The following is a 24,501-nucleotide window of genomic DNA, read 5'->3' on the forward strand; positions in this document are numbered from 1 at the left end:
CTAACTGTGAATTAATTCTTTCAAAAAATCTATCTTTACTTCGATGCTTTAGCGAAAATTTTAAGCTTTCATTTATCAGCAACTTAAAATTAATGAAACTAAATTTGACTCTTTGACTCTATAGTTAAGTTTAAAATTTTCATGAATGTTGTGTATTTGCTTTCTGATACAAGACTTGCGTAAAAGTCACGGAAAAACTATCCATAGAGGATACAGAGAAGTCAGTGCTATGCGAGAGTTCTCCCCGTTGTAGCAACTGACGCGATAGTTATAAATAGGAGTTTGAGCAGTTTTTCACGTAAGTCCTAATTCCAGTTACATTTGAAACCAAAGGATTTCATACTATTTTGTTACAAATCCCCTGCTCCCTATTACCAAATTTAGATCAGGAACAGTGAAAAGTACTCTGTTGTCCTATCCTGGAAATGGATAATTTTGTTGTGGGTGAAACTGTGTTTTTCAGCGTTGTTATACCAACTTACAATCGTCTGCCTATTTTAGAAAAGTGCCTCCGCGCTTTGGAGGTGCAAGATTTGAGTACATCAAGTTCTGTCACAGGTTATGAAATTGTCTTAGTAGATGATGGTTCTACTGATGGCACTTTAGAATGGTTAGCAGCACACAAAGAAGAATTTCTTCATGTACGATGTTTTCAACAAAACCACGCTGGGCCTGCTGCTGCTCGTAATTTGGGGGTAGAAAAAGCACTGGGAGATACAATTATCTTTATTGATAGCGATTTAGTGGTTTTATCTAATTTCCTACAAGCTCATACAGATGCTTTAGTGCAGGGAAGGGAGAAACTAGGAAACGACAGCTTTTTTACCTATGGTGCAGTAATTAACACTTGCAATTTTGATAACCCCACCGCAGAACCTTATAAAATCACAGATTTTTCTGCTGCTTTTTTCGCTACAGGTAATGTGGCAATTCCTAAACATTGGTTAGAGAAAGCAGGTTTATTTGATACTGGCTTTCAACTTTATGGTTGGGAAGATTTAGAGTTAGGGGTAAGGTTGAAAAATTTAGGTTTACAACTAATTAAATGTCCTGAAGCAGTTGGTTATCATTGGCATCCACCTTTTAGTTTACAGCAAATTCCTAAATTAATTGATCAGGAAATTCAACGCGGACGCATGGGAGTTTTGTTTTATCAAAAACATCCTACATGGGAAGTAAAAATGATGATTCAAATGACTTGGTTTCATCGTTTGTTATGGGGAATACTTTCTTTAAATGGTGCGTTAAATGAAAGAACGATGGCTCCGTTTTTGCAATGGTTAATTGATTTGGGTAAACCGCAGTTGGCTTTGGAAATTGCGCGGATTTTCTTGAATTGGTATAATGTTAAGGGTGTTTATGCTGCTTATGCTGAAATGCAGGGTAAATAATTTTATCACGCAGAGACGCAGAGGCGCGGAGAGAGAAATGCAAGAGGTCTAATGAGAATGTTGAGATGATCAACTAAAATTATGAGAGTGAAATTATGAATCAGTCTAATTCTAATAATGGTAATAATAAGCAAAGTCTAAAAGGAATTACAAGAATTTCTGTCAGTGGTTATAAGTCACTTTATGATGAGTGCAGTATTGAAGTACGTCCTTTAACAATTTTGGCTGGTGCTAATAGTTCGGGTAAATCAAGTATTATGCAGCCTTTATTGTTGATGAAACAAACTCTAGAAGCAACTTATGATCCTGGTGCTTTGTTACTCAGTGGAGCTAATGTTAAGTTTACCTCAGTGGAACAATTCATTTCTAAAGTACCTGGTAGAGAACGTAACGATGAGTTTACAGTTCAGATGGAAATAGATAATAATCAATCTGTAAAAAATATATTCAAAAAATTCCCTCAACAAACAGTTCAATTAATGAGAACAATAGTTAAACAAGATGAGAAAACAACTTCTCTTTCAGAGAGTATGTTACCAGAAAATGTAGTTAATATATTGCCGGAAAAATATCATGATATTTATGAACTTATTAAAGAAACAGATTCATTTAAAGATGAATTATTTTTTATAATTGATAGGAATAGATGTTTTTTTGAATTTGCACTATATGATTTAATTAACCAAAAGAAATTTACCAAGGGCAATGCCTTTTTTATTCCTACATATCCTAATAACACTGAAATTTTTGGTGGATATATTAGAGAAATAATACACCTGCCAGGACTCAGAGGTAATCCTGAACGTAACTATCAGACGACAGCTATAGGTAGCGCCTTTCCTGGTACATTTGAAAATTACGTTGCTAGTATTATCAATCACTGGCAGAAACCTAGAGATAAAAGTCTTCAAGAGTTGGCTGATGCACTGGAAACTCTTGGGCTAACTTGTAAAGTTCAGGCTAAACAACTTAATGATACACAAGTTGAGCTTCGAGTTGGTCGTCTACCACGAAACGCTGATGCTAAAGATGATATGGTCAATATTGCTGATGTTGGTTTTGGTGTTTCCCAAACTTTGCCTGTTTTAGTCGCTTTGTTAGTAGCAAAACCAGGACAGTTAGTTTACATTGAACAACCAGAAATACATTTACATCCCCGCGCTCAAGTTGCTATGGCGGAAATATTAGCTAATGCAGCAAAACGTGGAGTAAAAGTTGTTATAGAAACTCATAGTGATAGATTAATTTTAGCAATTCAATCTTTAGTTGCTGAGGGTAATTTATCGCCAGATTTAGTGAAACTTCATTGGTTTACACGCCAAGAAGATGGTATAACAAGAATCAATAGTGCTGATTTAGATGAAACTGGCGCTTTTGGTGATTGGCCAGAAGATTTTGGTGATATATCTCTACAACTAGAAAATCGTTATTTAAGTGCTGCCGAAGCTCGTTTAATGCAAGGTATACATGGGAGCTAAAGTAAATTCTAAACGTTTGGTTATTGATGCTTCCGTGGCTCGTTCTGCTGGTGATGAGGGAGCTACTTATCCAAAATCAGTTCACTGCCGTCAATTTCTCTTAGCAGTTTTAGATATCTGCCACCAAGTTGTGATGACACCAGCTATAAAAGAAGAATGGGATAAACATCAATCAAAATTTGCTCTAACTTGGCGACGACAAATGGTAGCGAAGAAAAAGTGTCACTATTTGAAAGTATCAATAAATGATAGTTTATGGACTCAAGTAGAAAGTATGGCTGCCAATGTGAGTAATAAAAGAATTGCAGAAATGACTAAAGATTTATGTTTAATTGAAGCAGCACTAGCAACAGAGAAAATTGTTATATCATTAGATGATAATACAGCTAGAAAGTTTTTTAGTGAGGCGGCTGTTAAAATCGACGAACTCAAAGATATTATATGGGTTAATCCCGATAAAATTGAAGCAGAGCAGCCGATTGAATGGCTAAGAAATGGGGCTGAAGCAGAAAGCGATCGCTTACTAATCAACTATAACCACGATTAGTAAGGTGCGTCAGTTGTGTAGATTATGATAGAAAAATCGAGGCATCCCTTCAACATACGCCACGATTGTGCTACCCTAGTAAAGTTAATTAAAAATTCCGCACATCCGGGGATTCGGGTGTTTCCGTTATGGAAATGCGCCTGGGTGGAGGTTTAACCCGAATAGGAGTTACAAAAATGCCTGTTGTTTCATTGGCTCAAATGATGGAGTCGGGGGTTCACTTTGGACACCAAACACGACGTTGGAACCCAAAGATGTCTCCCTACATCTACACTTCTCGCAATGGTGTACATATCATTGACTTGGTACAAACTGCCCAGTTGATGGATAATGCCTACAACTATATGCGATCGCAGTCTGAGCAAGGGAAGAAATTCCTGTTTGTGGGTACAAAGCGCCAAGCAGCAGGAATTATTGCTCAAGAAGCTGCTCGTTGCGGTTCTCACTACATTAACCAACGTTGGTTAGGTGGAATGCTCACCAACTGGGCGACAATCAAAACCAGAGCAGATAGGCTCAAAGATTTAGAACGTCGAGAAGAAAATGGCGCACTAGATTTATTACCCAAGAAAGAAGCTTCAATGCTGCGTCGGGAAATGACCAAGCTGCAAAAGTACTTGGGTGGGATTAAAAATATGCGGAAAGTACCTGATGTTGTGATCATTGTTGACCAACGACGGGAGTATAACGCAGTTCAAGAATGCGAAAAATTGGGTATTCCTATTGTCTCCATGTTGGATACAAACTGTGACCCAGATGTAGTAGACATTCCTATCCCAGCTAATGATGACGCGATTAGATCAATTAAGTTGATTGTCGGCAAATTAGCAGATGCTATCTATGAAGGTCGTCACGGTCAGCTAGAAGCGGAAGGCGATTATGACGATTATGAAGGCGCTGAGGGCGATTACGACTATGACGAAAGTGAGTACACTGACGCAGTAATTCCCGACGAAGAAGAGGAAGAATAAGCCAATGAAGGATGAGATGAAAACTAAAAAAATTAATTTCATCCTTCATAACTCATCTTTAATCCTTTGAATTGTCATAAAATATTTACTAGCGAGCGATAAACTAGACAAAGCTAGTCAATAACCTTATAAAAAAAATTGACTACTCTTGATCTTCTCTTGGCATACCCTCAATTACATCACTCAAGCTATTAGCTTTCAACTCTATCTGCTTTTTTCTAACCACAAAATATCTGTTTGGAGTCAGCGTCATCGTGAATCTACGTTTCTCTTCTGAGTAAATTTTCTTTTTACTTATGTAAAAAAACTACGAAAAAATAGTAGCAGAAGATTTAAGCGTTTCTGGGATGCTAAAAACGAAAAACTAGCTAAAGTAATAGCTGACTGTGGATTTAATGAGTTTAAACGTCAGTTAGAATATAAAGCTGAAAAAGTTTGGTAGTGAAATAATAATTGCCGATAGATAGTATCTCTCTAGTAAAACTTGTTCTAAATTGTGGATACAAGCAAGAAAAACTTTCTTGATTCCAAAGGACTTACTAGCGTGAGAACTGCGGTTTTGAAATAGATAGGGTTTTTTCCAGTAATTAACCTTATGACTCCTACATCTTCACGCTACGTTATTGCGTCTAGATAAGGCGTAAAAGCTTAATGTAGCTTGCTTACCGCAGGGTGGGATAACCGTTCCCATGCTAGGCTCCTGTTAAAGTAAGAAGTAAAGTCTAGATTTATCTAGGTTTTACATAGCAACAAATACAACTCAAGGTCAAGTTAGGAATTGAGGCAACATGGCGGAAATATCTGCAAAACTCGTCCAAGAGCTACGCCAAAAAACCGGTGCTGGCATGATGGACTGCAAAAAGGCTTTGAAAGAAACTGAAGGCAATATAGAAGAAGCCGTAGACTGGCTCCGTAAAAAAGGTATTGCGTCAGCGGGTAAAAAAAGCGATCGCATTGCTGCTGAAGGTCTAGTAGACACCTACATTCAGTCCGGTGGTCAGGTTGGTGTACTTATAGAAGTCAACTGCCAAACAGACTTTGTTGCCCGTAACGATGCTTTTAAATCTTTAGTTAAAACCCTGGCCAAACAAGCAGCAACTGCTGATAGTGTGGAGTCCTTGCTGGCTCAACCCTATCTGGAAAAATCCAGTGTTAGCGTTGACGAATTCATTAAAGAAACAATTGCTACCTTGGGTGAAAATATCCAAGTACGGCGCTTTGTCAATTTTGCCCTACCAGCAGGCACACCAGGTGTAGTAGATAGCTACATTCACACTGGAGGCCGAGTTGGGGTGTTAGTTGAACTGAACGCCCAAACTGAGTCAGCAGCTGGTAATGAAGATTTCCAAAACTTGGCTAAGAATGCGGCAATGCAAGTTGCGGCTTGTCCTAATGTCGAGTATGTCACCATAGACCAAATCCCTGCCGAATTTGTCCAAAAAGAAAAAGACATCGAAATGGGCAAGGATGACTTGGGTAACAAACCAGAGAACATCAAAGAAAAGATTGTTCAAGGACGGATTGACAAACGCCTGAAAGAAATCACTTTGCTAGATCAACCTTACATCCGTGACCAAAGTATCTCGGTAGAAGAATTGGTGAAGCAAGTTAAGTCTAAAGTAGGTGAAGAGATTAAAGTCAATCGCTTTGTCCGCTATGTTCTAGGTGAAGGCATTGACAAGCAAGAAATGAGCTTTGCTGACGAAGTAGCGGCTCAAATGGGCGCTAAGTAACTTAGTCATTAGTTAGTTGTTTATTTGCTTAATAACTACTGAAAATACAGGTCTAGCAAACTTTGCTGACCTGTATTTTATTGGAATTCAGTACACTGGAGGTAGTAGAAAAGCTCAAATCCTGTGTTTGTGAATTTGTTAGAAAATGGAAAATAACGAGAAGATATGGCCAGAGCAATTGAGCGAATAGAACAAGATATGACGATGCTAAAAGAGGCGATTAGAGCGATCGCAACAGAACTCCATAGCAGTTATGTTAGTTATTTAACTATTTTGGGGGCAGCTTTACAAAAACAGTTAATTTTGGCTGTTTATCACCTTTGCACCCAGGGATATTCTGACAACTTTCTCCAATTGTCCCTAAATCAGCGGCAACAATTGCAACAAGGTATCCGCAAATTGGGTCAAAAAGCAGCTGTGCAGCTACTCGATTATCTTAAAGCTGAAGAATCTGGAGTTGCAGAGGTTGAAGAAGCTGAAGAAGTTGAAGAATCTGAGGAATCTGAGGAAGTTGAAAAAAATGAAAGCAATTCCCAATCGCAAATCCCAAATACAAAATACTTAGACCCTTCCAACCCGATAGAACTGGTTCAATGGCATGAGGATATAGAGGAAGCGATTCAGGATACGCTGAAAAAAGTCTCCCATGATGCTAACTTTTTGATTCAAAAAGCTGGGATTTTACCCAAAAAACTACCAGAACCGATTTTAGCTGCCGCAGCGGCAGCATCAGAAGCATCTGCTGAAGTTATACCTGGGCCACCCAACCTATTAAACTTAGTAATTGAAATAGGTAATGAGGAAGAACCAGAGGATTCTAGTGTGACGCAGCTAATAACTATTAACTTGCGACTAGGAGAAATTGAATTTGCTGATACCACACTGTTGTCAGGGCGCAAACAAATTCGTAATATTTTAGTACAGCTAAATAAGGCAGGGAGAGAGTATCAAAAAAAGCAACGGGAACTCAAAATTTCTGAAGCTGAAGCTGCATGGCGTGCTAGTTGGTTTGAATAGAGTACCGGGTACTGAGTACCTAGTACAGAGTGTGGATAGGAATCAATTTCAATTAACTTCAATGACCAATGATCAATGACCAATGACTAATGACATACCCGATTGGATAAGATTGCATAAAGCCTTGGCAGTAGAGGCCGAACATGGTTTTACGGATTTGGTGGGTAAGCAATACCGCTTCAGTGAATTTCTCAGTTTGACTTTTGGAAAATTCCCCCAAGCTTTACCACCAAAAGAGCGATCGCGCTGGCATCAAATAGCCATGCAATTTGCTGAATATCCAACTTGGGGTGTACAAGTCAGACAGCATTTAGTAGCAGAAGTCAGAAGATACCTCTACCAATTACAGCAAGAACTGGAAGAGGGGGAACAGGGGAGCAAGGGAGCAGAGGAGCAGGGGAGAATATATCCAAACAAAACTCTCAATCCTACAACCCCAATTGTGGCCGAAGTCAGTCGGGGATTAGCACCAAAAATTGACCAAAAACTCAGTGAATTACCAGAAATTGGCCTGAGAAAAGCTGAAAATTTGGCGCGTTTAGATTTGTATACTGTGCGTGATTTGCTGTTTTATTATCCCCGTGATCATATTGATTATGCGCGTCAAGTGAATATTCAAGAATTACAGGGGGGTGAAACAGTAACGATAATAGCGACTGTGAAGCGTTGTAATTGTTTTACTAGCCCTAAAAATAAGAAATTATCAATTTTAGAATTGATGCTCAAAGATAATACAGGGCAAATTAAAGTTGGGCGCTTTTATGCTGGGGCGCGGTTTAGTAGTCGTGCTTGGCAGGAAACTTTAAAACGCCGTTATGCTGTGGGTAGTGTGTTGGCAGCTTGTGGGTTGGTAAAAGCTGGTAAATATGGTGTAACGCTGGATAACCCAGAACTGGAAGTTTTAGCAAATCCCGGAGATGCGATTGATTCGCTGACTATTGGCAGGGTTGTGCCTATTTATGCTTTAACTGAAGGAGTTGTAGCGAATACGGTACGTCAAGCAGTAATTACAGCCTTACCTGCTACAGTGAATTTGAAAGACCCCTTACCTAGTGGTTTGCGGCAAAAATATGGTTTGATGGAATTGAAAGATGCGATCGCAAATATTCATTTCCCTGAAGATAGCGATACCTTAAAAATAGCCCGTCGCCGTCTAGTATTTGATGAATTTTTCTACCTCCAATTAGGCTTGCTACAACGTCAGAAAAAAGCTAAAGAAATTCAAACTAGCGCCATTCTTGCCCCCAAAGGACAACTATTAGAAAATTTTCACAAAATACTACCTTTTCAACTCACCGGCGCACAACAAAGAGTTATTAACGATATTCTCAACGACTTGCAAAAATCTACACCCATGAATCGGTTAGTTCAGGGTGATGTCGGTTCAGGTAAAACAGTGGTTGCAGTTGTGGCTATTGTGGCAGCAATTCAATCAGGTTATCAAGCGGCTTTGATGGCTCCGACAGAAGTATTAGCAGAACAACATTATCGCAAATTAGTTAGTTGGTTTAACTTGCTACATTTGCCAGTTGAATTATTAACAGGTTCGACGAAAATAGCCAAAAGGAGAGAAATTCATTCTCAATTAGAAACAGGTGAATTACCTTTATTAGTAGGAACTCATGCCTTAATTCAAGATAAAGTCAATTTTCAACGTTTAGGTTTAGTTGTAATTGATGAACAGCATCGTTTTGGGGTAGAACAACGAGCGAGATTACAACAAAAAGGCGAACAACCCCACGTATTAACCATGACTGCAACTCCTATCCCCCGGACTTTGGCACTAACAGTACATGGAGATTTAGATGTTAGTCAAATTGATGAATTACCACCGGGAAGACAACAAATTAAAACCACAATGTTAAGTGGTCAACAACGACAACAAGCTTATGATTTGATGCGTCGAGAAGTTGCCCAAGGTAGACAAATATATGTGGTTTTACCGTTGGTAGAAGAATCAGAAAAATTAGATTTGCGTTCTGCTGTAGATGAACATCAAAAGTTACAAGAAAGCATTTTTCCTGACTTTCAAGTGGGACTTTTACATGGTCGTATGACTTCAGCAGAAAAAGACGAAGCTATTACCAAATTCCGCGATAATGAAACGCAGATTTTAGTTTCTACCACTGTGGTTGAAGTGGGTGTAGACGTGCCTAATGCCACGGTGATGCTCATTGAACACGCGGAAAGATTTGGTTTATCACAGTTGCATCAATTACGGGGACGCGTTGGACGGGGTGCAGCGCAGTCTTATTGTTTATTAATGAGTAGTTCGAGAAGTCCTGATGCTCAACAACGCTTGAAGGTGTTGGAACAGTCTCAAGATGGGTTTTTTATCTCGGAAATGGATATGCGTTTTCGAGGCCCTGGGGAAGTGATGGGAACTCGTCAATCAGGTGTAGCAGATTTTACTTTAGCTAGTTTAGTGGAAGATGAGGAAGTTTTGTTGTTAGCGCGACAAGCAGCAGAGAAAGTAATTGATATGGATGTGGATTTAGAGCGTTGGCCGTTAATGAAGGATGAGTTGAAATATAGGTATGCGCGGTTAATGGGTGGGGCGATTTTGACGTAATAATACTTAGTTTCTTAGCTTTTTTTGGTACTAGCGATCGCCTTTCGGTTGGGTTAATCTTCTGTATTTAGGTGATAATCGTCTCAGGTCTAATTATTCTAGGAGGTGCGATCGCATGGTTATTGCTCAAACCAACCCGCCAAATGCCCCAGAGGTGACAAAAACTGAATTTACTCCAGATGAGTATAGAGCAATGGAGGAAACCGCCACAGAGCGCCACGAATACCGCAATGGAGAGATTATTGCTATGCCTGGAGGTTCAGAAGTTCATAGTGCGATAGCTTTGCTCGCCGCAGGCATCGCTAGTAATATATTAATTTACTTGGGATTTTTACTCAGAGATACTGATTTTCGTTTTTATGGTAGTGATTTGCGGGTTTGGATTCCTGATTTTAATCATGGAACTTATGCAGATGTTCTGGTGATTAATAGTGAACCCGAATTTAACGGCAGTCGGACTGATGAAGTTCTCAATCCTTTATTGATTATTGAAGTTCTTTCAACTTCTACTGAAGGTTATGATAGAGGAGAAAAATTTAGAAAATATCGCTCTCTTTCTAGCTTTTGTGAATATGTACTCGTGAGTCAAACTGAACCTTATATTGAGCATTATTATAAACGGGAAGATCAAAATAATAATCTGTGGCAATTGCAAGCTTATGAGCAGATTGAAAAGTCAGTTTTTCTGCACAGTTTAAATGTAGAACTTCCTATGAATGAAATTTATCGCCGGATTAAATTTTAAAACAATCTTCTTACAATTGCTTGTTTGAATAATGAACATCTATATAATAAATAGCTAGACATAGACGTTATATAGAAAAATACTGCATTAATACTAATTCTTGACCATGCTGCAACGAGTAATTCTCAACGGTTTCAAGTCCATTAAAACAATGGATATTGAGTTGCGTCCCTTAAATATCTTGATTGGCGCTAATGGAGCAGGTAAAAGCAATTTCATCTCTTTTTTCAAGATGCTGAATGAGATGATGGCTGGACGGCTTCAACAATATATTGGCATATCCGGTTACGCTCAATCTCTGTTACATTTTGGAGCGAAGATAACACCACAAATAGAGGCAGAACTAGAGTTTGAGTTTGAGAGTGGAATCTATACATATAATTTGCGGTTGTTTCATGCAGCAGGGGATACGCTGATTTTTGCTGAAGAAATTTCGAGCTTAAAAACAATGATCACGTGGGAAAGACGCATCCTGCGTCCCACAAAAGACTCATTGGGTGCAGGACATCAAGAAACAAAAATTATTGCAGCAGCAAAGGGAGGTATGCAAACATCCCAGGTGCTTGAATTTCTGCTCGAATGCTGCCGTGTTTACCACTTTCACGATACTTCTTCTACTGCGCGAGTTCGTCAATTTTGTTATGTTGGTGATAATCGCTGGTTGATGCCTGATGCGGGAAATCTAGCCGCATTACTTCTAAGATTCCGCGAAGATCATAATATAGCTTATCAACGTATTATTAAAACTACCCGTTTAATTGCCCCATTCTTTGATGATTTTGTGCTTGAACCTAGAGGGAATAATGTTATTCTCAATTGGCGAGAAAAAGGATCAGATCAAGTATTTGGACCACACCAATTTTCTGACGGTACATTGCGTGCTATTTGTCTGACTACATTGCTTTTACAGCCAGAAGATGAACTTCCAAAATTAATTATTGTTGATGAACCGGAACTTGGTTTGCATCCTTATGCTCTTAACATAGTAGCTGCGATGTTTGGTAAGGCTTCCTATCATACACAAATTCTTATCAGCACTCAATCTAGTTCTTTTTTAGATAACTTTAATCCTGAAGATGTAATTGCGGTAGATAGAGTGGGTAAGGAGTCGCAATTTAAACGGTTAAATCCCGAAGAATTAGAAGCTTGGTTAGAAGAATATAGTTTGGGAGAAATTTGGGAAAAAAATATCATTGGTGGAGGTCCACACTAATGATACGCCTCTATTTATTTGCTGAAGGACAAACTGAGCAGACATTTGCTGATAATATACTAAAACAACACCTTTATCAATATGATGTTTTTCTAGACAAGATTATACTGATAGCTCATGCAAGAAAAAAGGGAATTGTTCATCGTGGTGGTGGTCGAAAATACGAGCCAATGAAGGACGATATTTTGCGTTTTCTCAAACAAGAGAAAGGCTCTAATGTATTCTTTACAACGATGATTGATTTATATGCGATCGCTCCTGAATTTCCAGGATTAAATGAGTCTGAAAAATTTCGCCAAAATCCTGCACAACGGGTAAATTTTTTAGAAAAAAGCTTCGTCGAGGACATCGGTGATCGGCGATTTATACCCTACATTCAATTGCACGAATACGAAGCTTACCTTTTTTCTGATCCTACTTGTTTTGAGTCCTTTTATGATAATTGCTCAGATAAGGTTGCAATTCTCAAGACTATTTCTGATAGCTATGAAACCCCTGAATTGATTAATGATAGCAAGGAAACAGCCCCCAGTAAACGTATTATTGCCCAATTTACTGATTATGAAAGAGCAAAATCTACTGTTGGTCCATTATTGGCTGAATCAATTGGGATAGAAACAATTAGGAGTAAGTGTCCTCACTTTAATTCATGGCTATCACGACTCGAATCATTAAACGGAGAAGTAAGAATAGTTAATTGATTAAAATTATTGTTTTAATATCTCTATAACCAATCATCAATCATCAATGATTAATCACCAATCACCGATTACCAATCATCAATTACCAATCACCAATCATCAATTACCAATTATAGATGTATCCATAGTTGTACCAATTAAAGATGAAGTCGAAAGTTTACCTTTGTTGCTAGAGGCGATCGCATCTACTCTGGAGAAAAGTGAGGTGAGTTATGAAATCATCTGTGTGGATGATGGTTCCACTGATGGTTCGGCGGAATTTCTCAAAGAACAAGCCCAATTACGCCCTGATTTAAAAGCGGTAATTTTGCGGCGTAACTACGGACAAACTGCGGCTATGGCGGCAGGGTTTAATTATGCCACAGGGAAAGCGATTGTCACTTTAGATGCTGATTTGCAAAATGACCCGGCTGATATACCAATGTTATTGGCCAAGTTGGATGAAGGTTATGATTTGGTGAGTGGCTGGCGCAAAAATCGCCAAGATGGGGCGGTAAATCGGTTGCTGCCTTCTAAAATCGCTAATTGGTTAATTCGCCGTAGTACTAGCGTGTATATTCACGACTATGGTTGTTCTCTCAAAGCCTATCGTAGCGAATTAGTTGCAGATATGAACCTTTATGGGGAACTACACCGATTTTTACCTGCTTTGGCTTACATTGAAGGAGCGAGAATTACAGAATTGCCTGTGCGTCATCATGCACGGCGCTTTGGTCAAAGTAAGTATGGGATTTCCCGGACTTTTCGGGTGTTGATGGATTTATTGACTATTTTGTTTATGAAAAAATTCCTCACCAGGCCTATGCACGTTTTTGGGCTTTTGGGTTTAATTTCCATGGTTTCTGGAGTGGGAATCGGCATTTACCTGACTTTCGTTAAATTGGCTTTCCGTGCGGATATCGGTAATCGTCCTTTGCTAATTTTGGCAGTTTTATTGTTAGTAGCTGGAGTGCAGTTATTTTGCTTCGGTCTTTTGGCAGAGTTATTAATGCGTACTTATCATGAATCTCAAGGAAGACCGATATATCGAGTGCGGGAAGTAGTGGCAAAAAATGTTAAGTAACGTAACAATAGAAAGACAAATTACTCAGCATTAAATTGCATTTGCCGTGAAAGCTTTTGATAATTTTGACCCTGGTCTGCGGCGAAACCTGCTGATATTATTTGCGGCGGGTTTATTTTTCTGGTCAAGTCTAGCTTCGTTGTTGCCGACTTTACCTTTGTATATTGAGTCTATTGGGGCTACAAAGCAAGAAATTGGGATTGTGATGGGTAGCTTTGCGATTGGGATGTTGGTATTTCGTCCCCAAGTGGGAGTATTAGCAGATCGTCGGGGCAGAAAGATTGTGCTGCTGATTGGGATGGCAGTAGCTGCGATCGCACCTTTGGGTTATTTAGTAGTAAAATCACTTCTGCCCTTAATGCTCATTCGTGCCTTTCATGGTATCAGTATTGCCGCCTTTGCCACAGGTTACATTGCCTTAGTTGGAGACTTAGCACCAGAACACCGTCGTGGTGAAGTCATCGGTTATATGAGTTTAGTTAACCCTCTCGGTGTGGCACTTGGCCCCGCTTTGGGTGGATATTTACAAGCAACAGCAGGTTATACGCCATTATTTATTTCCTCTGCTGTTTTAGGATTTTTGGGTTTACTTTGTATCTTACCTATTGTTAATCCACCTATTTTTGAACAACCTCCAAAGACTAATGATGATCGATTTTGGCAATTGCTAATTAGCCCCCGTGTGCGTGTACCTGCGATCGTACTTTTACTCGTTGGTTTGGCTTTAGGTAGTGTACATACATTTATAGCTTTGTACATCAAATCAACAGGAGTAGATTTAAATGCCGGATTATTTTTTACAGCCGCTGCTATATCCAGTTTTACTATTAGATTAGTTGCCGGTCGGGCTTCTGATAAATATGGACGTGGTTTATTTGTAACTTTTAGCTTGGTTGCATATACTCTGGCAATGATCTTTATTTGGCAAGCCAACAGCGCCTTAACTTTCTTATTAGGAGCATTTATTGAAGGTGCTGCTTCTGGTACTGCTATTCCCATGATTTCTGCCATGATGACAGATAGAGCCTTACCCCATGAACGAGGGCGGATATTTGGCGTATCTTTAATGGGATTTGATGTTGGTCTAGTTATAGCCGGCCCAGTTGTAGGTTTTGTTGCTGAACAAATCGGCTATCGCAGTACGTTTGGTTTTGCTACTGGTTTAACTGTCCTTGCCATCTTGATTTTCATCACCCAGTCCAGTCGTAACTTACCAAACTCTCTCCGCTTTGCCCTTGGTCAAGGTGAAGATTTTTATGCCTTGAAAAAATAAACTGCACAAACCCTATGATTACAGTTTGTGCAATTATTTTTATTTAACGGGCGAGGAGGGATTCGAACCCCCGACACCGTGGTCCGTAGCCACGTGCTCTAGTCCACTGAGCTACACGCCCTTAACCAACGAATCTAATAGTAACATGAACTTTGCCAATCATGCAAGATAATTTTTTAAATTCTTCTCAACTCACCCATCTTAACCCCCAGGGAGAGGCTCAAATGGTTGATGTATCGGGAAAAATTGCCACCGTGAGGGAAGCTGTCGCTAGGGGTCAGGTGCGGATGCTGCCAGCTACGTTTGCAGCCATTGAAGCAGGAAACAGTCCCAAAGGTGATGTTTTGGCAACTGCCAAGTTAGCGGGGATTATGGCTGCTAAACAAACATCAAATTTAATTCCCCTCTGTCACCCCTTACCTTTGCAAAAAATTACTGTTGAAGTCACACCAGATATCGAACTACCTGGTTATCAAATTTATGCCACAGTCAAAACTAAAGCTGAGACTGGTGTAGAGATGGAAGCTTTAACTGCCGTTTCTATTGCGGCACTGACTTTGTACGATATGGCAAAAGCGTTAGAAAAGTCGATTCAAATTGAATCAATTAGTTTGGTCAGTAAGACTGGTGGAAAATCAGAAGATTATACTAATTTTGAATTTTAGATTTTAGTTTGGGTAATTGGTGATTAGAAAATCCATTACCCATTACCTAACCTACTGAATCTCACCTATAGCTTTGTTCAGTTCTGTTGGACTTTCATACTCCTCATCTTCTGGCAATTGTTCCAGTAATGAGAGGAGTTTTTTATCGGCTCCTTGCTCTCTAGCGTGTTCAATTAATTCATCCTTACCAGCAGGATAATCAACACCTTTCAAATGTTTTTGGAGTTCAACTGGATTTGCTTTAGTCATTTTTATCCACCGCTTCAGGTTTTTTACATCTTCACAAGTGAATTGCTTAACTCCCTCTATCAAAAAGATGAATAAATGTTAATAGAAAAAATAAAAATTCATCCAGTTGATTCATCCACTTGGTTGATGTAAAAATTGGTAGATAAAATCTCAATTTTCATCTATTTTAATTTGCTTTCTAGGCGGTATGTCTAAAAATCTCACTCATCAACTAGGGTTGTCATAGCTGTGAAGACATGATCAAAATAATTGAGAATACTTTATAATATAAGAACTAAAAAAACACAGAACTTACCCACAAACAGTATTTGTTTTGACAGGGTGTAGAGCTTAGTGAAAAGCTAAGAGGAGGTTTGAAAAGTGGTGGCTAATATATTAAAAACTTTTAATTTATTTATCTTCACATACACGCAATCGCTTACACCCTAACTAAACTATTGATTTTTGCTCTCTGTAAGTTCTAAGTAATATTTCTCAACCCAATGACGTGAAAGCTATGTCCTATGATATTCCCAAGTTACTGGAAACTATAGAGTCAACTTACGAAAACTCAATTACTTTAATGTAGGTATGTGAGCCAATGACACCTAAAACCCTTAAAATAGGTAAAGTGTATTAACTTCTGTAACAAATTCACAAACATTTATTATTTATGCCTCCTCGTTGGCCTCGCAAACCTGATCGCCAAGATCCAGATTTCCGCAAATTAGATGACCGGATGAATTTTGCTTTTCATGTAGCTGTTGCTGCTACTGTCAATTCTGGGTTGTGGTTTTTCCACATCTTGAAAGCCACATCCTGGGAGTGGTTAACGCCTTTAACAGTAGGCTGGGTAGGGATAGTGCTGCTGCATTTCATTTATATTAGTGCGATCGCTAATTACGATCAAACACCACCCAAATCAACCTGAAGAGTTACGGCTCATGCTGGGGCAATTGTAACCTGTGGTAGTAGATATAGCCTAGCTAATTGCGCGATAATGGGAAATAAGCTGAGAGTTCGCGCTCTTTTTCCATCACGAGGTAATATTTATGGCTCCAACCAACACCACAGAACTACTAGAAGCCCTAGCATCAGAAATTGGCGAAAACGTCTACCTAGATATTGCCAAATGGCATCTTTATTTATCTAATGCCAAAATGCATACCATTATTGCCGAACAATTGTATCCCTTAATCACTTCCAAAACCGTTAGTGAAGACCGAGTTCTGCAATTATTAGCATCCATACCCGTAAAAATTGGCGGTGGTAGAAAAGAAATCCCTTTAATTGATTTATTACCACTCCAATGTCAAGTAACCCTAGTAGATATTCTGGAAAAATACCAAAGAGAAATCTAAACTCCCTCTTCACCTCTTCCTCTGTGTACCTCTGCGCTAACCTCCGCTTACCTCTGCGTTTAAAATTCACACATAATAATTAATGGAGGGGTTTGTATATGTTTTTACAACTCAAAAATAGCAGCGATTTAGTGAAAATAATGGATCTTCAAGAATTGATAGATCCCAACAGTGACATTATTCACGCCAAAGATCAAGAAGGTGAAGAAGAACAAGAAACTGACACCTATAAAAAGGAAAATTTAGTTTTTCCATCTGGTGAAGACCTACCACGTTGTTGGTTAGATGCTAACTATAGATTAGCTCATGCTGCATAATTGAATTAACTATAATATCAGACATTGTAGGGGTTTAGCAGTGCTAAACCCTTACGGGTTTCTCTCGTTCCCATACTCTGTATGGTAATGGATTCTAGAAGGTTCTGCCTGCCATTAAAGTCGAGGCAGAGCCTCTGTGATAGAATTCCCAGTCAGAGACTAGGAACGAGATATGGTAAAGATTTGAGTTTAATTTGACACTCATGAGCATTGCGCTTTACCCTTAAGGGATACTTAAGAGTAAGCCACAAAATAAATGATCCTGTTTTGTCATGCTGAGTGTAGCAAAGCGAAACGAAGCATCTCGGAGGATTCTTCACTACACTTCGTTCCGTATGGCTAACGCCACACTTTGTGAACAGAATGACATTGGGCATTTCTTTTTGTGGAGTTCTCTAATGGTGAATCTAATTAACAGCAGCTTTTTCTTCTGCTATCACACCTTCAGAACCTTTAGAAAAGGCTTTAGTAATCCAATAGGTGAAAATATGAGAAAGCACACCTAAAGGGCCTGCAAATAAACATAAAGCCAAAGAGTGAATTGTCCAAATCCCGGTTTTTTGCCCTTCCCAATAAATCCACCTACCTACAAATAAATCCATTACTAAAAAGTGAATCCACCCCGTAGCAGCAGCTGTTTCATCACTGAAAAACTTAGCTATATCTGCTAATTGAGGATTTGATAAAGCTGCGGCGTTTTCTGGAGTAATGCTGGTGATAAATAAATACAAATATGCAGCAGCTAAAACCACAAAAGGCAGATATGATTCCATTACCTTGCGGGTAACATTCCAGTTGGGTAACAAAATCATTAAAGCCCAAAAAGGCAAAACAAACAAATTGGCAACATTAAATAAATCTGTGATATTCATATTACAAAGCTACTAATTGAGATTCTATTTCTGAAGATTGTAAATCACGACCAATAAAAACTAAACTAGTTTGTTTTGCTTCTTCTGGTTTCCAAAGACGGTCATAAAATTTATCAAATCTTGTGCCGACACCTTGCATAACTAACCGCATGGGTTTATTAGCAACAGCCACAAAACCTTTAATGCGGTAAATTTCTTGTTCTTGTACCAGTTTTTCCAATCTTGCTTGTAGCTTTTCTGGGTCAAAAGTTCGGTCTAAAATGACGTGAGTTGAGTTAATTTCATCATCATGATCATGGTCTTCTTCGGTATCATGATGACTAGGACGAGAATCTAAATTATCTTCAACTGCGGCTTCAAATCCTAATAATATAGATGCGTCTAATTTGCCATAATCACTAGAGACAATTTTCACAACTCTAGGTAATTCTTTTTTAACTAATTCTAGGACTTGTGTTTGAGTTTCACTATCAACTAAATCAGTTTTATTCAAAATCACTAAATCAGCACAAGCAAGTTGATCTTCAAACAATTCTTGTAATGGTGTTTCATGTTCTAGACTATCATCTTCTTGGCGTTGTGCAGCTATGGCTTCTAAATCACTGGCAAATGTTCCCGCTGCAACTGCGGCACAATCTACGACTGTAATTACTGCATCTACTGTAGCAGCATTGCGGATTTCTTGCCAACGAAAAGCTTTAACTAAGGGTTTTGGTAATGCTAAACCAGAGGTTTCAATAATAATACAATCAATACTATCTCGGCGTTTAATTAATTCCCGCATTGTCGGGTAAAATTCTTCTTGAACGGTGCAGCATAAACAGCCATTTGTCAGTTCAAATATATTGTTATTATTTTGGGTTTCTGGATTTGCTTCTGTCTCATCTTCGGAGCAAATTTGACAAGATTTCAACAATTCACCATCTATTCCCAGTTCGCCAAATTCGTTGACTAATACTGCTATGCGTCTTCCTTGGTTGTTTTGGAGTAAGTGACGGATCAGGCTGGTTTTACCGCTTCCTAAAAAGCCGGTGATGACGGTAACGGGGATTTTTGTAGCCATGTTTTGTGTGTGGTTTTGAATTCAATTTTACACTATTTCCGTTGTGATGGAAGAATATAGAGTAAATGAACCACGAAGGGACAAAGTACACGTTCGCGAAGCGTCCCGAAGGGATAGGAAGAAAGGAAGAAGGAAGGAAGTATTAAGAATATCCAATTTCTATCATTTTGAAAAATTCCTGGACTACTTCATCAGGATTGTTATAACATCTTTCAGAATCAAATCTTTCTACTACTTTGATACCGTTTTTCTTAAAAATGCGTTCTCTTTCTTGTTCTTCAACTCTACGTTCTGCGGTGTGATGTGGTCCATCAACTTCCAAAACTCCCCATTTACCGTTATAACAAATGAGAAAATCAGCTTCTTTATTTTCTCTCCCTTTGGATGTGTTGAGTCGTGCTAAGGAGTTGGGTACAAATAAAACTCCAGTTCTGTCTAATGCTTCAGCAATTTTAATTTCTGTTTTTGATCGGAAGCGTAGTTTCTGCCAAGTGTGAATTGTTGAGTTTGAATAAAATTGAATGCCTTGGTTATTAATATTATTATCATTTTCGGGAGTTTTGCGTAAAATTAAATCTGTATTTTCCAGAATATTTTTATATAAACTGGCAAATTCTCCAGGTGCAAAATTACCATTTATAGGTCGTCTTTTGGATTCGTACTCTCCAAAATAAAAAATATCCTCAAGATAAATATATTCACAAATTACACCATCCAGGTTTGTTTCACTGTTAATTTGCCAATCTTTGATACAAGCACCTGTTAACGTTGCTCGATTAAAATTTGTAGATATTACCTGAGATTGAAATAAATTAGCATTAGTAAGATCAGCATCACTGAGGTTAGCAACATTGAGATCAGCCCATCTCAGATCAGTCTTTATGAGGTTAGTCCATCTCAGATCAGCCCCACACAGATCAGCCCCAATCAGTTCAGCACCAATCAGGTCAGCCTTTCTCAGGTCAGCCTCACTCAGGTTAGCCCCAACTAGTTCAGCCCCTCTGAGGTTAGCACCTCTCATATCCGCTTTATACAGATCAGGTATTACATCCCTCCTATTTTCGTCTATCCATTTATTCCAAATCCCTACCCCCTGCTTCAGTATTGCTAAATGCTCTGGATTTGCCATAATCTAGTTTTTATACCTAAAATTGCCAATATTCGGATTTTAACCTAATTTCATTAAGTTCAAAAGAGAATAAACAAAGTTTAATCAAAATAGCGATCGCTTTGTTTTCACAAAAATGCGATCGCCTTTAGCATTGACCAGATTTTTGAAAGTAAATGTTAAATCCTGGTTTTAACTTAGATCAAAACATTTCTACTTAGCATTTACCATGCTTAGAGACTTAATAGCATTTCTTTCACTTAACAAAAACACAAGATATTGATTAAGACTAACTCCTTCTTTCTCTGCATTTTCTGTTAATCTCTCATGCAATGATCGAGGTATACGTAATAAAACTTTACCACTGTATTGAACTTGAGTTGAGGGTACGGGAATTTCATCCCCATATTCATAGGCTGTTTCTATCCATAAACTACGTGCTTCTTCAATATTAAATAAGGTTTCATCTGTTGTTTCTCCCTGAGTCATACATCCAGGAAGGTCTTTAATTTCTGCTACATATCCCCCATCAGGCTCAGGGTAAAGTGTAACTGGATATTTCAAATTTAAGTAAAACTCCAGTGACTCACGTTCAGTTTTATTTTTCTTAGACATACTACTCCTCTAATCTGAGCAGTTTTACAATCTGCTTAATATAAATTCCTTTTACTTTTTGCCCCTCTTTCTTGGGTACAACTTGTATCCGTCCATCCTCATGACGGAAAGTGTGATGACTTCCTTTGGATCGGACTTCTTCAAAACCGAATGCTATTAAAATACGTCTTACTTCTTCAAATCTTACTTCAACAGGGTGAGAGAGAAATAACTGAATTAGTTTGTCTAACTGAGTCATAAATTAATTTCCTTGTTATTTTCATATTTTGTTTACCTCTCTGTTTATTTTGCTTATAAATATGATATCATATATAGTATCAATGTCAATATAGAATATTTTTAATAGTCACAATGAATGTAACTATTAGAACATTAATAGCTTTAAATTAACTACAAATTATTACGGTGTATAATTAACGTATTATTTTTTACTCAATATTTTGACTATCAGATTGTATTTGATGATAAAAATGAGGAGATAGTACAATGGATACCAAATTAAAATATCAAGAAATTATCAAAAGCATATTAACAGAAACCGCCGAATATCGCGCTTCTATACCTGATGGTTATAACTCCCAAGTTTTATTTGATGATGAACATGGACGTTATCTAGTTTTAGATATTGGTTGGAGTGATGATCAATATCTACATACCACACCAATTCATGTAGATTTGATTGATCATAAAATTTGGATTCAATATGATGACACAGAAGAAGGTATTGCTAATGATTTTATAGCAGCAGGTGTTCCTGTACAGGATATTGTACTTGCTTTTCGTCATCCTAAAATCAGACAATATACAAACTTTGCTGTTAGTTAATACATCATTTTTGCCTTTAGTTTTAGATATCGGTTGGAATGATAATAAATATCCATATATAACAATATAGGGCAGCGACTATAGTTAATCACTGCCCCATAATTGTGTTCTCTATCTAAAGGCTTACTTACGCAGGAATCAAAACTGTATCAATGACATGAATAACACCGTTATCAGCAGCAACATCTGGTGTTGCAACATTAGCATCATTTATTTTGACACCATGAGAAGCGTCAATTTTTACGTCTGAACCCTCTACGGTAGTAGCTGACTTGAGCTTAACTACATCTGCTGCTAACACCTTACCTGAAACAACATGATAAGTCAGGATTTTCTTGAGCTTGGGAATGTCTTTAAGTAAAGCATCTACGGTACCTGCTGGGAGTTTAGCAAATGCCTCATCAGTAGGTGCAAAAACTGTAAATGGTCCTGGACCTTTGAGAGTATCAGCTAACCCAGCAGCCTTAACCGCAGCAACTAAGGTGTTAAAAGATCCAGCGTTTTCAGCAGTATCAACAATGTCAGCCATGTTGTTTCACTAATTTCTTTACATTTCTAGACAAATCTAAACTTTTTTATGGTGGATTATATCTATCCTTAGATATGTGCCTAAACTCAATTTGTTGATGACAATGTTGAGTTGATAAAATGTAACTTTTTATTCACCAAATAGTTGAGCTAAAAACTCAAACAATAGTCTTTATCTGCTTTAGGAACACTTTAAATTCTAGCCGATACCAAATTAACAATAAACATTCATGATAGTATGTGATACTAAATACTTAGTAAAAATACTAAACATACGACTCCTGCTAGTATCTTAGGTAAGAATTTGGGATTTCCTGAGAATAGATATAGCTTTTAACTATGGTTTATTCCCTAATAAAATCTATATGAGCCGCTACAAGCATTTGTGCTTGCCTTAAAACGTTGCTAAATAAATAAGTAGGTATCTGCCAAGCTGCGACTGTTCTTTCTTTAGTAATATCCTGTACGCTAATTGCTATTAATTCATACTCTGATGGCTCTTCTTCAACTGTACTAGACCAAGTAAAAGCTAATAAAAAATCGTCGTATCCAGGTAAGGATGCAATCAAGCACTCTTCTGGGGCTGCTTGACAATTAATACCGTGTTCATTTGCAAGTGTTACTAATTTCTGGAACTTCTTTGAATTCATCATTGATCTTGTGCTTTGCATCAACAGCAGCTATGGCAATCCAAATTCAGAGATGAGAAAATACGGAAGTTAAAAGTACTCGTTTATAAGTGTTTCGCGTGTCTTCTCTCTTAAGAAGGATTTCAAATTGCTATATTATCAAATTTCCTTGCGGAGTGTGTAAGAATTTCAGCGTCGGCTTAATAAAAAATTTAGGGGTGACATCCCTCCGGTTGCTTTCATGAATACAAAAGCAATCACAAGGCTGTTACCCCTATATATTTTGAGCTTTGAGCTTTTTCTCGACACTCAGCACTAAGCACTCATTATTCAGCAGTCACCAATTCAGTGCTGCCTTTTGTGCGTTTCCGGGTTAAGGTGTTGAAAACCATGATACCGATCGCTTTAATTAAGTTACCTTCTAACTCTTGGAACATCTTCATGTTCACGCCAAAAGCGGCATTTGCTTCTTCTACAATGCGATCGCCTGTGGCATCATCAATAGGCATAGCATCCAAATTTTGGCGATACTCAGCCTTAAATGCTTTTTCATCGGTAATATCTGCAAATTCATAAAAGGCAGTACCTTCACCTTCACCCAACTTCATCGCTGTTTGGGCAATACCTTTGAGAATTTGTCCACCCGATAAATCACCTAAATAACGGGTATAAGAATGAGCAATTAATAACTCTGGTTCGGTGGCAGAAATTTCCCGAATCCGGTTTACATACGCCTCACCTGCGGAGGATAATTTGATTTGCTCCCGCCAGTTGTAACCGTAGTAGTAAGTTAAGTCTTGCTCTAAGGTATGTTTGCGGTTGAGTTGGGGAAAATAAATTTTGCCGACAATGGGGTGATTGCGGTGCTTTTCCATCTCCTCTTCCATTGCCGAGTAGATGAAATAAAAGTTAGCAACTAATTTGCGGTAGGAATTTTTCTCTACCACTCCTTTCAAAAAGCACTTGACAAAACCCACGTTTTCTGCCATTGTGTGGGCTTTTTTTGTACCTATACGTAATTTGCTGGCTAAATTGCTGCTCATACTAAAATTTATTAACCTTAATAAAGTCAACTGGCGAAGTTCTGATTTATCAATGGCTAAAAAACGCCATTAAAACGTTACATTAAAACTATTTGATGAGAATTTACATTAAAATTCTTTAAGCCAGGAATATTCTGTGCTAAATTATACAGAGATTCTTCGCATTCATAAACTTACAGCAGATTGCAGATTAATGAGGCTTCGCCGTGAGTTTCGACTTGTCTTCGACACACTACGTGAACGCTCAACTACCGCGTCAGCGTTCGACTGAGCGCTCACGCCGAAGTCCGATAGCTTGCGTGGCGTAGCCATACGGTACAGACTCAAAATTGAAACCTAGACACCAAGCTAGTTTTACTCCTGAATTCTGACTCCTTGCCCTGAGCGAAGCCGAAGGGCTGACTCCTGAATTCTGCTGTAAGCAACTATGATTTACGAAAGATTCATCATTAAACATCCATGACTTTATGTAATTTTACGTAAAATGAGAGTGTTATAATTAATTGTCATTAAGAAAAACAATTACAGGTGTACTGTTTAAAA

General features: G+C 38.3%; 26 protein-coding genes and 1 tRNA gene. 17 read left to right on the forward strand and 10 right to left on the reverse strand.

From position 1 onward, the window contains the following. The first annotated feature begins 425 nt into the window (after positions 1-425). The 12 genes from ACSQ6I_RS23885 (at position 426) to ACSQ6I_RS23940 (ending at position 14,704) form a co-directional block, all read left to right on the forward strand. Complete coding sequence (locus ACSQ6I_RS23885) at positions 426-1,391, forward strand: glycosyltransferase family 2 protein (RefSeq protein WP_438892733.1); 966 nt, start codon at positions 426-428, stop codon at positions 1,389-1,391. Positions 1,392-1,486: 95 nt separating this feature from the next. Continuing rightward, positions 1,487-2,869, forward strand: a complete 1,383-nt coding sequence (locus ACSQ6I_RS23890; protein WP_438892734.1) for an AAA family ATPase — start codon at positions 1,487-1,489, stop codon at positions 2,867-2,869. Beyond that, the gene (locus ACSQ6I_RS23895; RefSeq protein WP_438892735.1) at positions 2,859-3,416 is read left to right on the forward strand and encodes a hypothetical protein; all 558 of its coding nucleotides are present in this window, start codon (positions 2,859-2,861) and stop codon (positions 3,414-3,416) included. The genes ACSQ6I_RS23890 and ACSQ6I_RS23895 overlap by 11 nt, the downstream gene beginning before the upstream one ends. A gap of 176 nt (positions 3,417-3,592) precedes the next feature. Next, positions 3,593-4,387 (forward strand): 30S ribosomal protein S2, encoded by a 795-nt coding sequence (rpsB, locus tag ACSQ6I_RS23900; protein ID WP_015215818.1) that lies wholly within the window; start codon positions 3,593-3,595, stop codon positions 4,385-4,387. Between the two features lie 788 nt (positions 4,388-5,175). Continuing rightward, complete coding sequence (gene tsf, locus ACSQ6I_RS23905) at positions 5,176-6,120, forward strand: translation elongation factor Ts (protein WP_438892736.1); 945 nt, start codon at positions 5,176-5,178, stop codon at positions 6,118-6,120. A gap of 165 nt (positions 6,121-6,285) precedes the next feature. After that, positions 6,286-7,137, forward strand: a complete 852-nt coding sequence (locus ACSQ6I_RS23910; protein ID WP_438892737.1) for a hypothetical protein — start codon at positions 6,286-6,288, stop codon at positions 7,135-7,137. An 82-nt stretch (positions 7,138-7,219) separates the two neighbouring features. After that, positions 7,220-9,709: an ATP-dependent DNA helicase RecG gene (gene recG, locus ACSQ6I_RS23915; protein WP_438892738.1), complete on the forward strand. Its 2,490-nt coding sequence runs from the start codon at positions 7,220-7,222 to the stop codon at positions 9,707-9,709. Between the two features lie 115 nt (positions 9,710-9,824). Continuing rightward, positions 9,825-10,454, forward strand: a complete 630-nt coding sequence (locus ACSQ6I_RS23920) for a Uma2 family endonuclease (RefSeq protein WP_438892739.1) — start codon at positions 9,825-9,827, stop codon at positions 10,452-10,454. Positions 10,455-10,560: 106 nt separating this feature from the next. Continuing rightward, positions 10,561-11,667, forward strand: a complete 1,107-nt coding sequence (locus ACSQ6I_RS23925; protein WP_438892740.1) for an AAA family ATPase — start codon at positions 10,561-10,563, stop codon at positions 11,665-11,667. Next, positions 11,667-12,368 (forward strand): DUF4276 family protein, encoded by a 702-nt coding sequence (locus tag ACSQ6I_RS23930; protein WP_438892741.1) that lies wholly within the window; start codon positions 11,667-11,669, stop codon positions 12,366-12,368. Before ACSQ6I_RS23925 ends, ACSQ6I_RS23930 begins: the two co-directional genes overlap by 1 nt. Before the next feature lie 46 nt (positions 12,369-12,414). Next, complete coding sequence (locus ACSQ6I_RS23935; RefSeq protein WP_438892742.1) at positions 12,415-13,431, forward strand: glycosyltransferase family 2 protein; 1,017 nt, start codon at positions 12,415-12,417, stop codon at positions 13,429-13,431. A gap of 46 nt (positions 13,432-13,477) precedes the next feature. After that, positions 13,478-14,704, forward strand: a complete 1,227-nt coding sequence (locus ACSQ6I_RS23940; RefSeq protein WP_438892743.1) for an MFS transporter — start codon at positions 13,478-13,480, stop codon at positions 14,702-14,704. 47 nt (positions 14,705-14,751) lie between these two features. Here ACSQ6I_RS23940 and ACSQ6I_RS23945 read toward each other — a convergent pair. Continuing rightward, a tRNA-Arg gene (locus ACSQ6I_RS23945) sits at positions 14,752-14,825 on the reverse strand. A gap of 40 nt (positions 14,826-14,865) precedes the next feature. On the opposite strand from ACSQ6I_RS23945, the gene moaC reads away from it, so the two are divergent. Further along, a complete protein-coding gene (moaC, locus tag ACSQ6I_RS23950) occupies positions 14,866-15,369 on the forward strand; it encodes a cyclic pyranopterin monophosphate synthase MoaC (protein ID WP_438892744.1) in 504 nt (167 codons plus the stop codon). A 51-nt stretch (positions 15,370-15,420) separates the two neighbouring features. On the opposite strand, the gene ACSQ6I_RS23955 is transcribed toward moaC, so the two are convergent. Continuing rightward, positions 15,421-15,618, reverse strand: a complete 198-nt coding sequence (locus tag ACSQ6I_RS23955; protein ID WP_438892745.1) for a DUF2795 domain-containing protein — start codon at positions 15,616-15,618, stop codon at positions 15,421-15,423. A gap of 652 nt (positions 15,619-16,270) precedes the next feature. On the opposite strand from ACSQ6I_RS23955, the gene ACSQ6I_RS23960 reads away from it, so the two are divergent. The 3 genes from ACSQ6I_RS23960 (at position 16,271) to ACSQ6I_RS23970 (ending at position 17,275) form a co-directional block, all read left to right on the forward strand. Further along, positions 16,271-16,528 carry a hypothetical protein gene (locus tag ACSQ6I_RS23960; RefSeq protein ID WP_438892746.1) on the forward strand — a complete coding sequence of 86 codons (258 nt, stop codon included), beginning with the start codon at positions 16,271-16,273 and terminating at the stop codon, positions 16,526-16,528. A 121-nt stretch (positions 16,529-16,649) separates the two neighbouring features. Next, complete coding sequence (locus ACSQ6I_RS23965) at positions 16,650-16,958, forward strand: DUF3181 family protein (protein ID WP_438892747.1); 309 nt, start codon at positions 16,650-16,652, stop codon at positions 16,956-16,958. Positions 16,959-17,056: 98 nt separating this feature from the next. Further along, positions 17,057-17,275: an acetyltransferase gene (locus tag ACSQ6I_RS23970; protein WP_438892748.1), complete on the forward strand. Its 219-nt coding sequence runs from the start codon at positions 17,057-17,059 to the stop codon at positions 17,273-17,275. Between the two features lie 407 nt (positions 17,276-17,682). Here the strand turns inward: ACSQ6I_RS23970 and ACSQ6I_RS23975 are convergent, their stop codons facing one another. From ACSQ6I_RS23975 to ACSQ6I_RS23995, 5 genes are all read right to left on the reverse strand, one after another. After that, positions 17,683-18,147 carry an ABA4-like family protein gene (locus ACSQ6I_RS23975; RefSeq protein WP_438892749.1) on the reverse strand — a complete coding sequence of 155 codons (465 nt, stop codon included), beginning with the start codon at positions 18,145-18,147 and terminating at the stop codon, positions 17,683-17,685. 1 nt (position 18,148) lies between these two features. Continuing rightward, positions 18,149-19,210 carry a cobalamin biosynthesis protein CobW gene (gene cobW, locus ACSQ6I_RS23980; RefSeq protein WP_438892750.1) on the reverse strand — a complete coding sequence of 354 codons (1,062 nt, stop codon included), beginning with the start codon at positions 19,208-19,210 and terminating at the stop codon, positions 18,149-18,151. Between the two features lie 142 nt (positions 19,211-19,352). After that, entirely contained in the window at positions 19,353-20,339 is a 987-nt protein-coding gene (locus ACSQ6I_RS23985; RefSeq protein WP_438892751.1) for a pentapeptide repeat-containing protein, read from the reverse strand. Between the two features lie 192 nt (positions 20,340-20,531). Then, on the reverse strand, positions 20,532-20,933 hold the full coding sequence (locus ACSQ6I_RS23990; protein ID WP_438892752.1) for a type II toxin-antitoxin system HicB family antitoxin: 402 nt from the start codon (positions 20,931-20,933) through the stop codon (positions 20,532-20,534). 1 nt (position 20,934) lies between these two features. Further along, on the reverse strand, positions 20,935-21,171 hold the full coding sequence (locus tag ACSQ6I_RS23995) for a type II toxin-antitoxin system HicA family toxin (protein WP_438892753.1): 237 nt from the start codon (positions 21,169-21,171) through the stop codon (positions 20,935-20,937). A gap of 248 nt (positions 21,172-21,419) precedes the next feature. Here ACSQ6I_RS23995 and ACSQ6I_RS24000 point away from each other — a divergent pair, with 248 nt between their 5' ends. Next, positions 21,420-21,758 (forward strand): XisI protein, encoded by a 339-nt coding sequence (locus tag ACSQ6I_RS24000; RefSeq protein WP_438892754.1) that lies wholly within the window; start codon positions 21,420-21,422, stop codon positions 21,756-21,758. A gap of 127 nt (positions 21,759-21,885) precedes the next feature. Here the strand turns inward: ACSQ6I_RS24000 and ACSQ6I_RS24005 are convergent, their stop codons facing one another. From ACSQ6I_RS24005 to ACSQ6I_RS24015, 3 genes are all read right to left on the reverse strand, one after another. Then, positions 21,886-22,287 (reverse strand): fasciclin domain-containing protein, encoded by a 402-nt coding sequence (locus ACSQ6I_RS24005; protein WP_438892755.1) that lies wholly within the window; start codon positions 22,285-22,287, stop codon positions 21,886-21,888. A gap of 343 nt (positions 22,288-22,630) precedes the next feature. After that, positions 22,631-22,939: a hypothetical protein gene (locus ACSQ6I_RS24010; RefSeq protein WP_438892756.1), complete on the reverse strand. Its 309-nt coding sequence runs from the start codon at positions 22,937-22,939 to the stop codon at positions 22,631-22,633. Between the two features lie 302 nt (positions 22,940-23,241). Then, positions 23,242-23,958, reverse strand: coding sequence for a heme oxygenase (biliverdin-producing) (locus ACSQ6I_RS24015; protein ID WP_438892757.1), 717 nt, complete (start codon positions 23,956-23,958; stop codon positions 23,242-23,244). Positions 23,959-24,501 lie beyond the last annotated feature (543 nt).

It is taken from the genome of Anabaena sp. WFMT, assembly GCF_051781005.1.
Lineage (GTDB): Bacteria > Cyanobacteriota > Cyanobacteriia > Cyanobacteriales > Nostocaceae > Anabaena.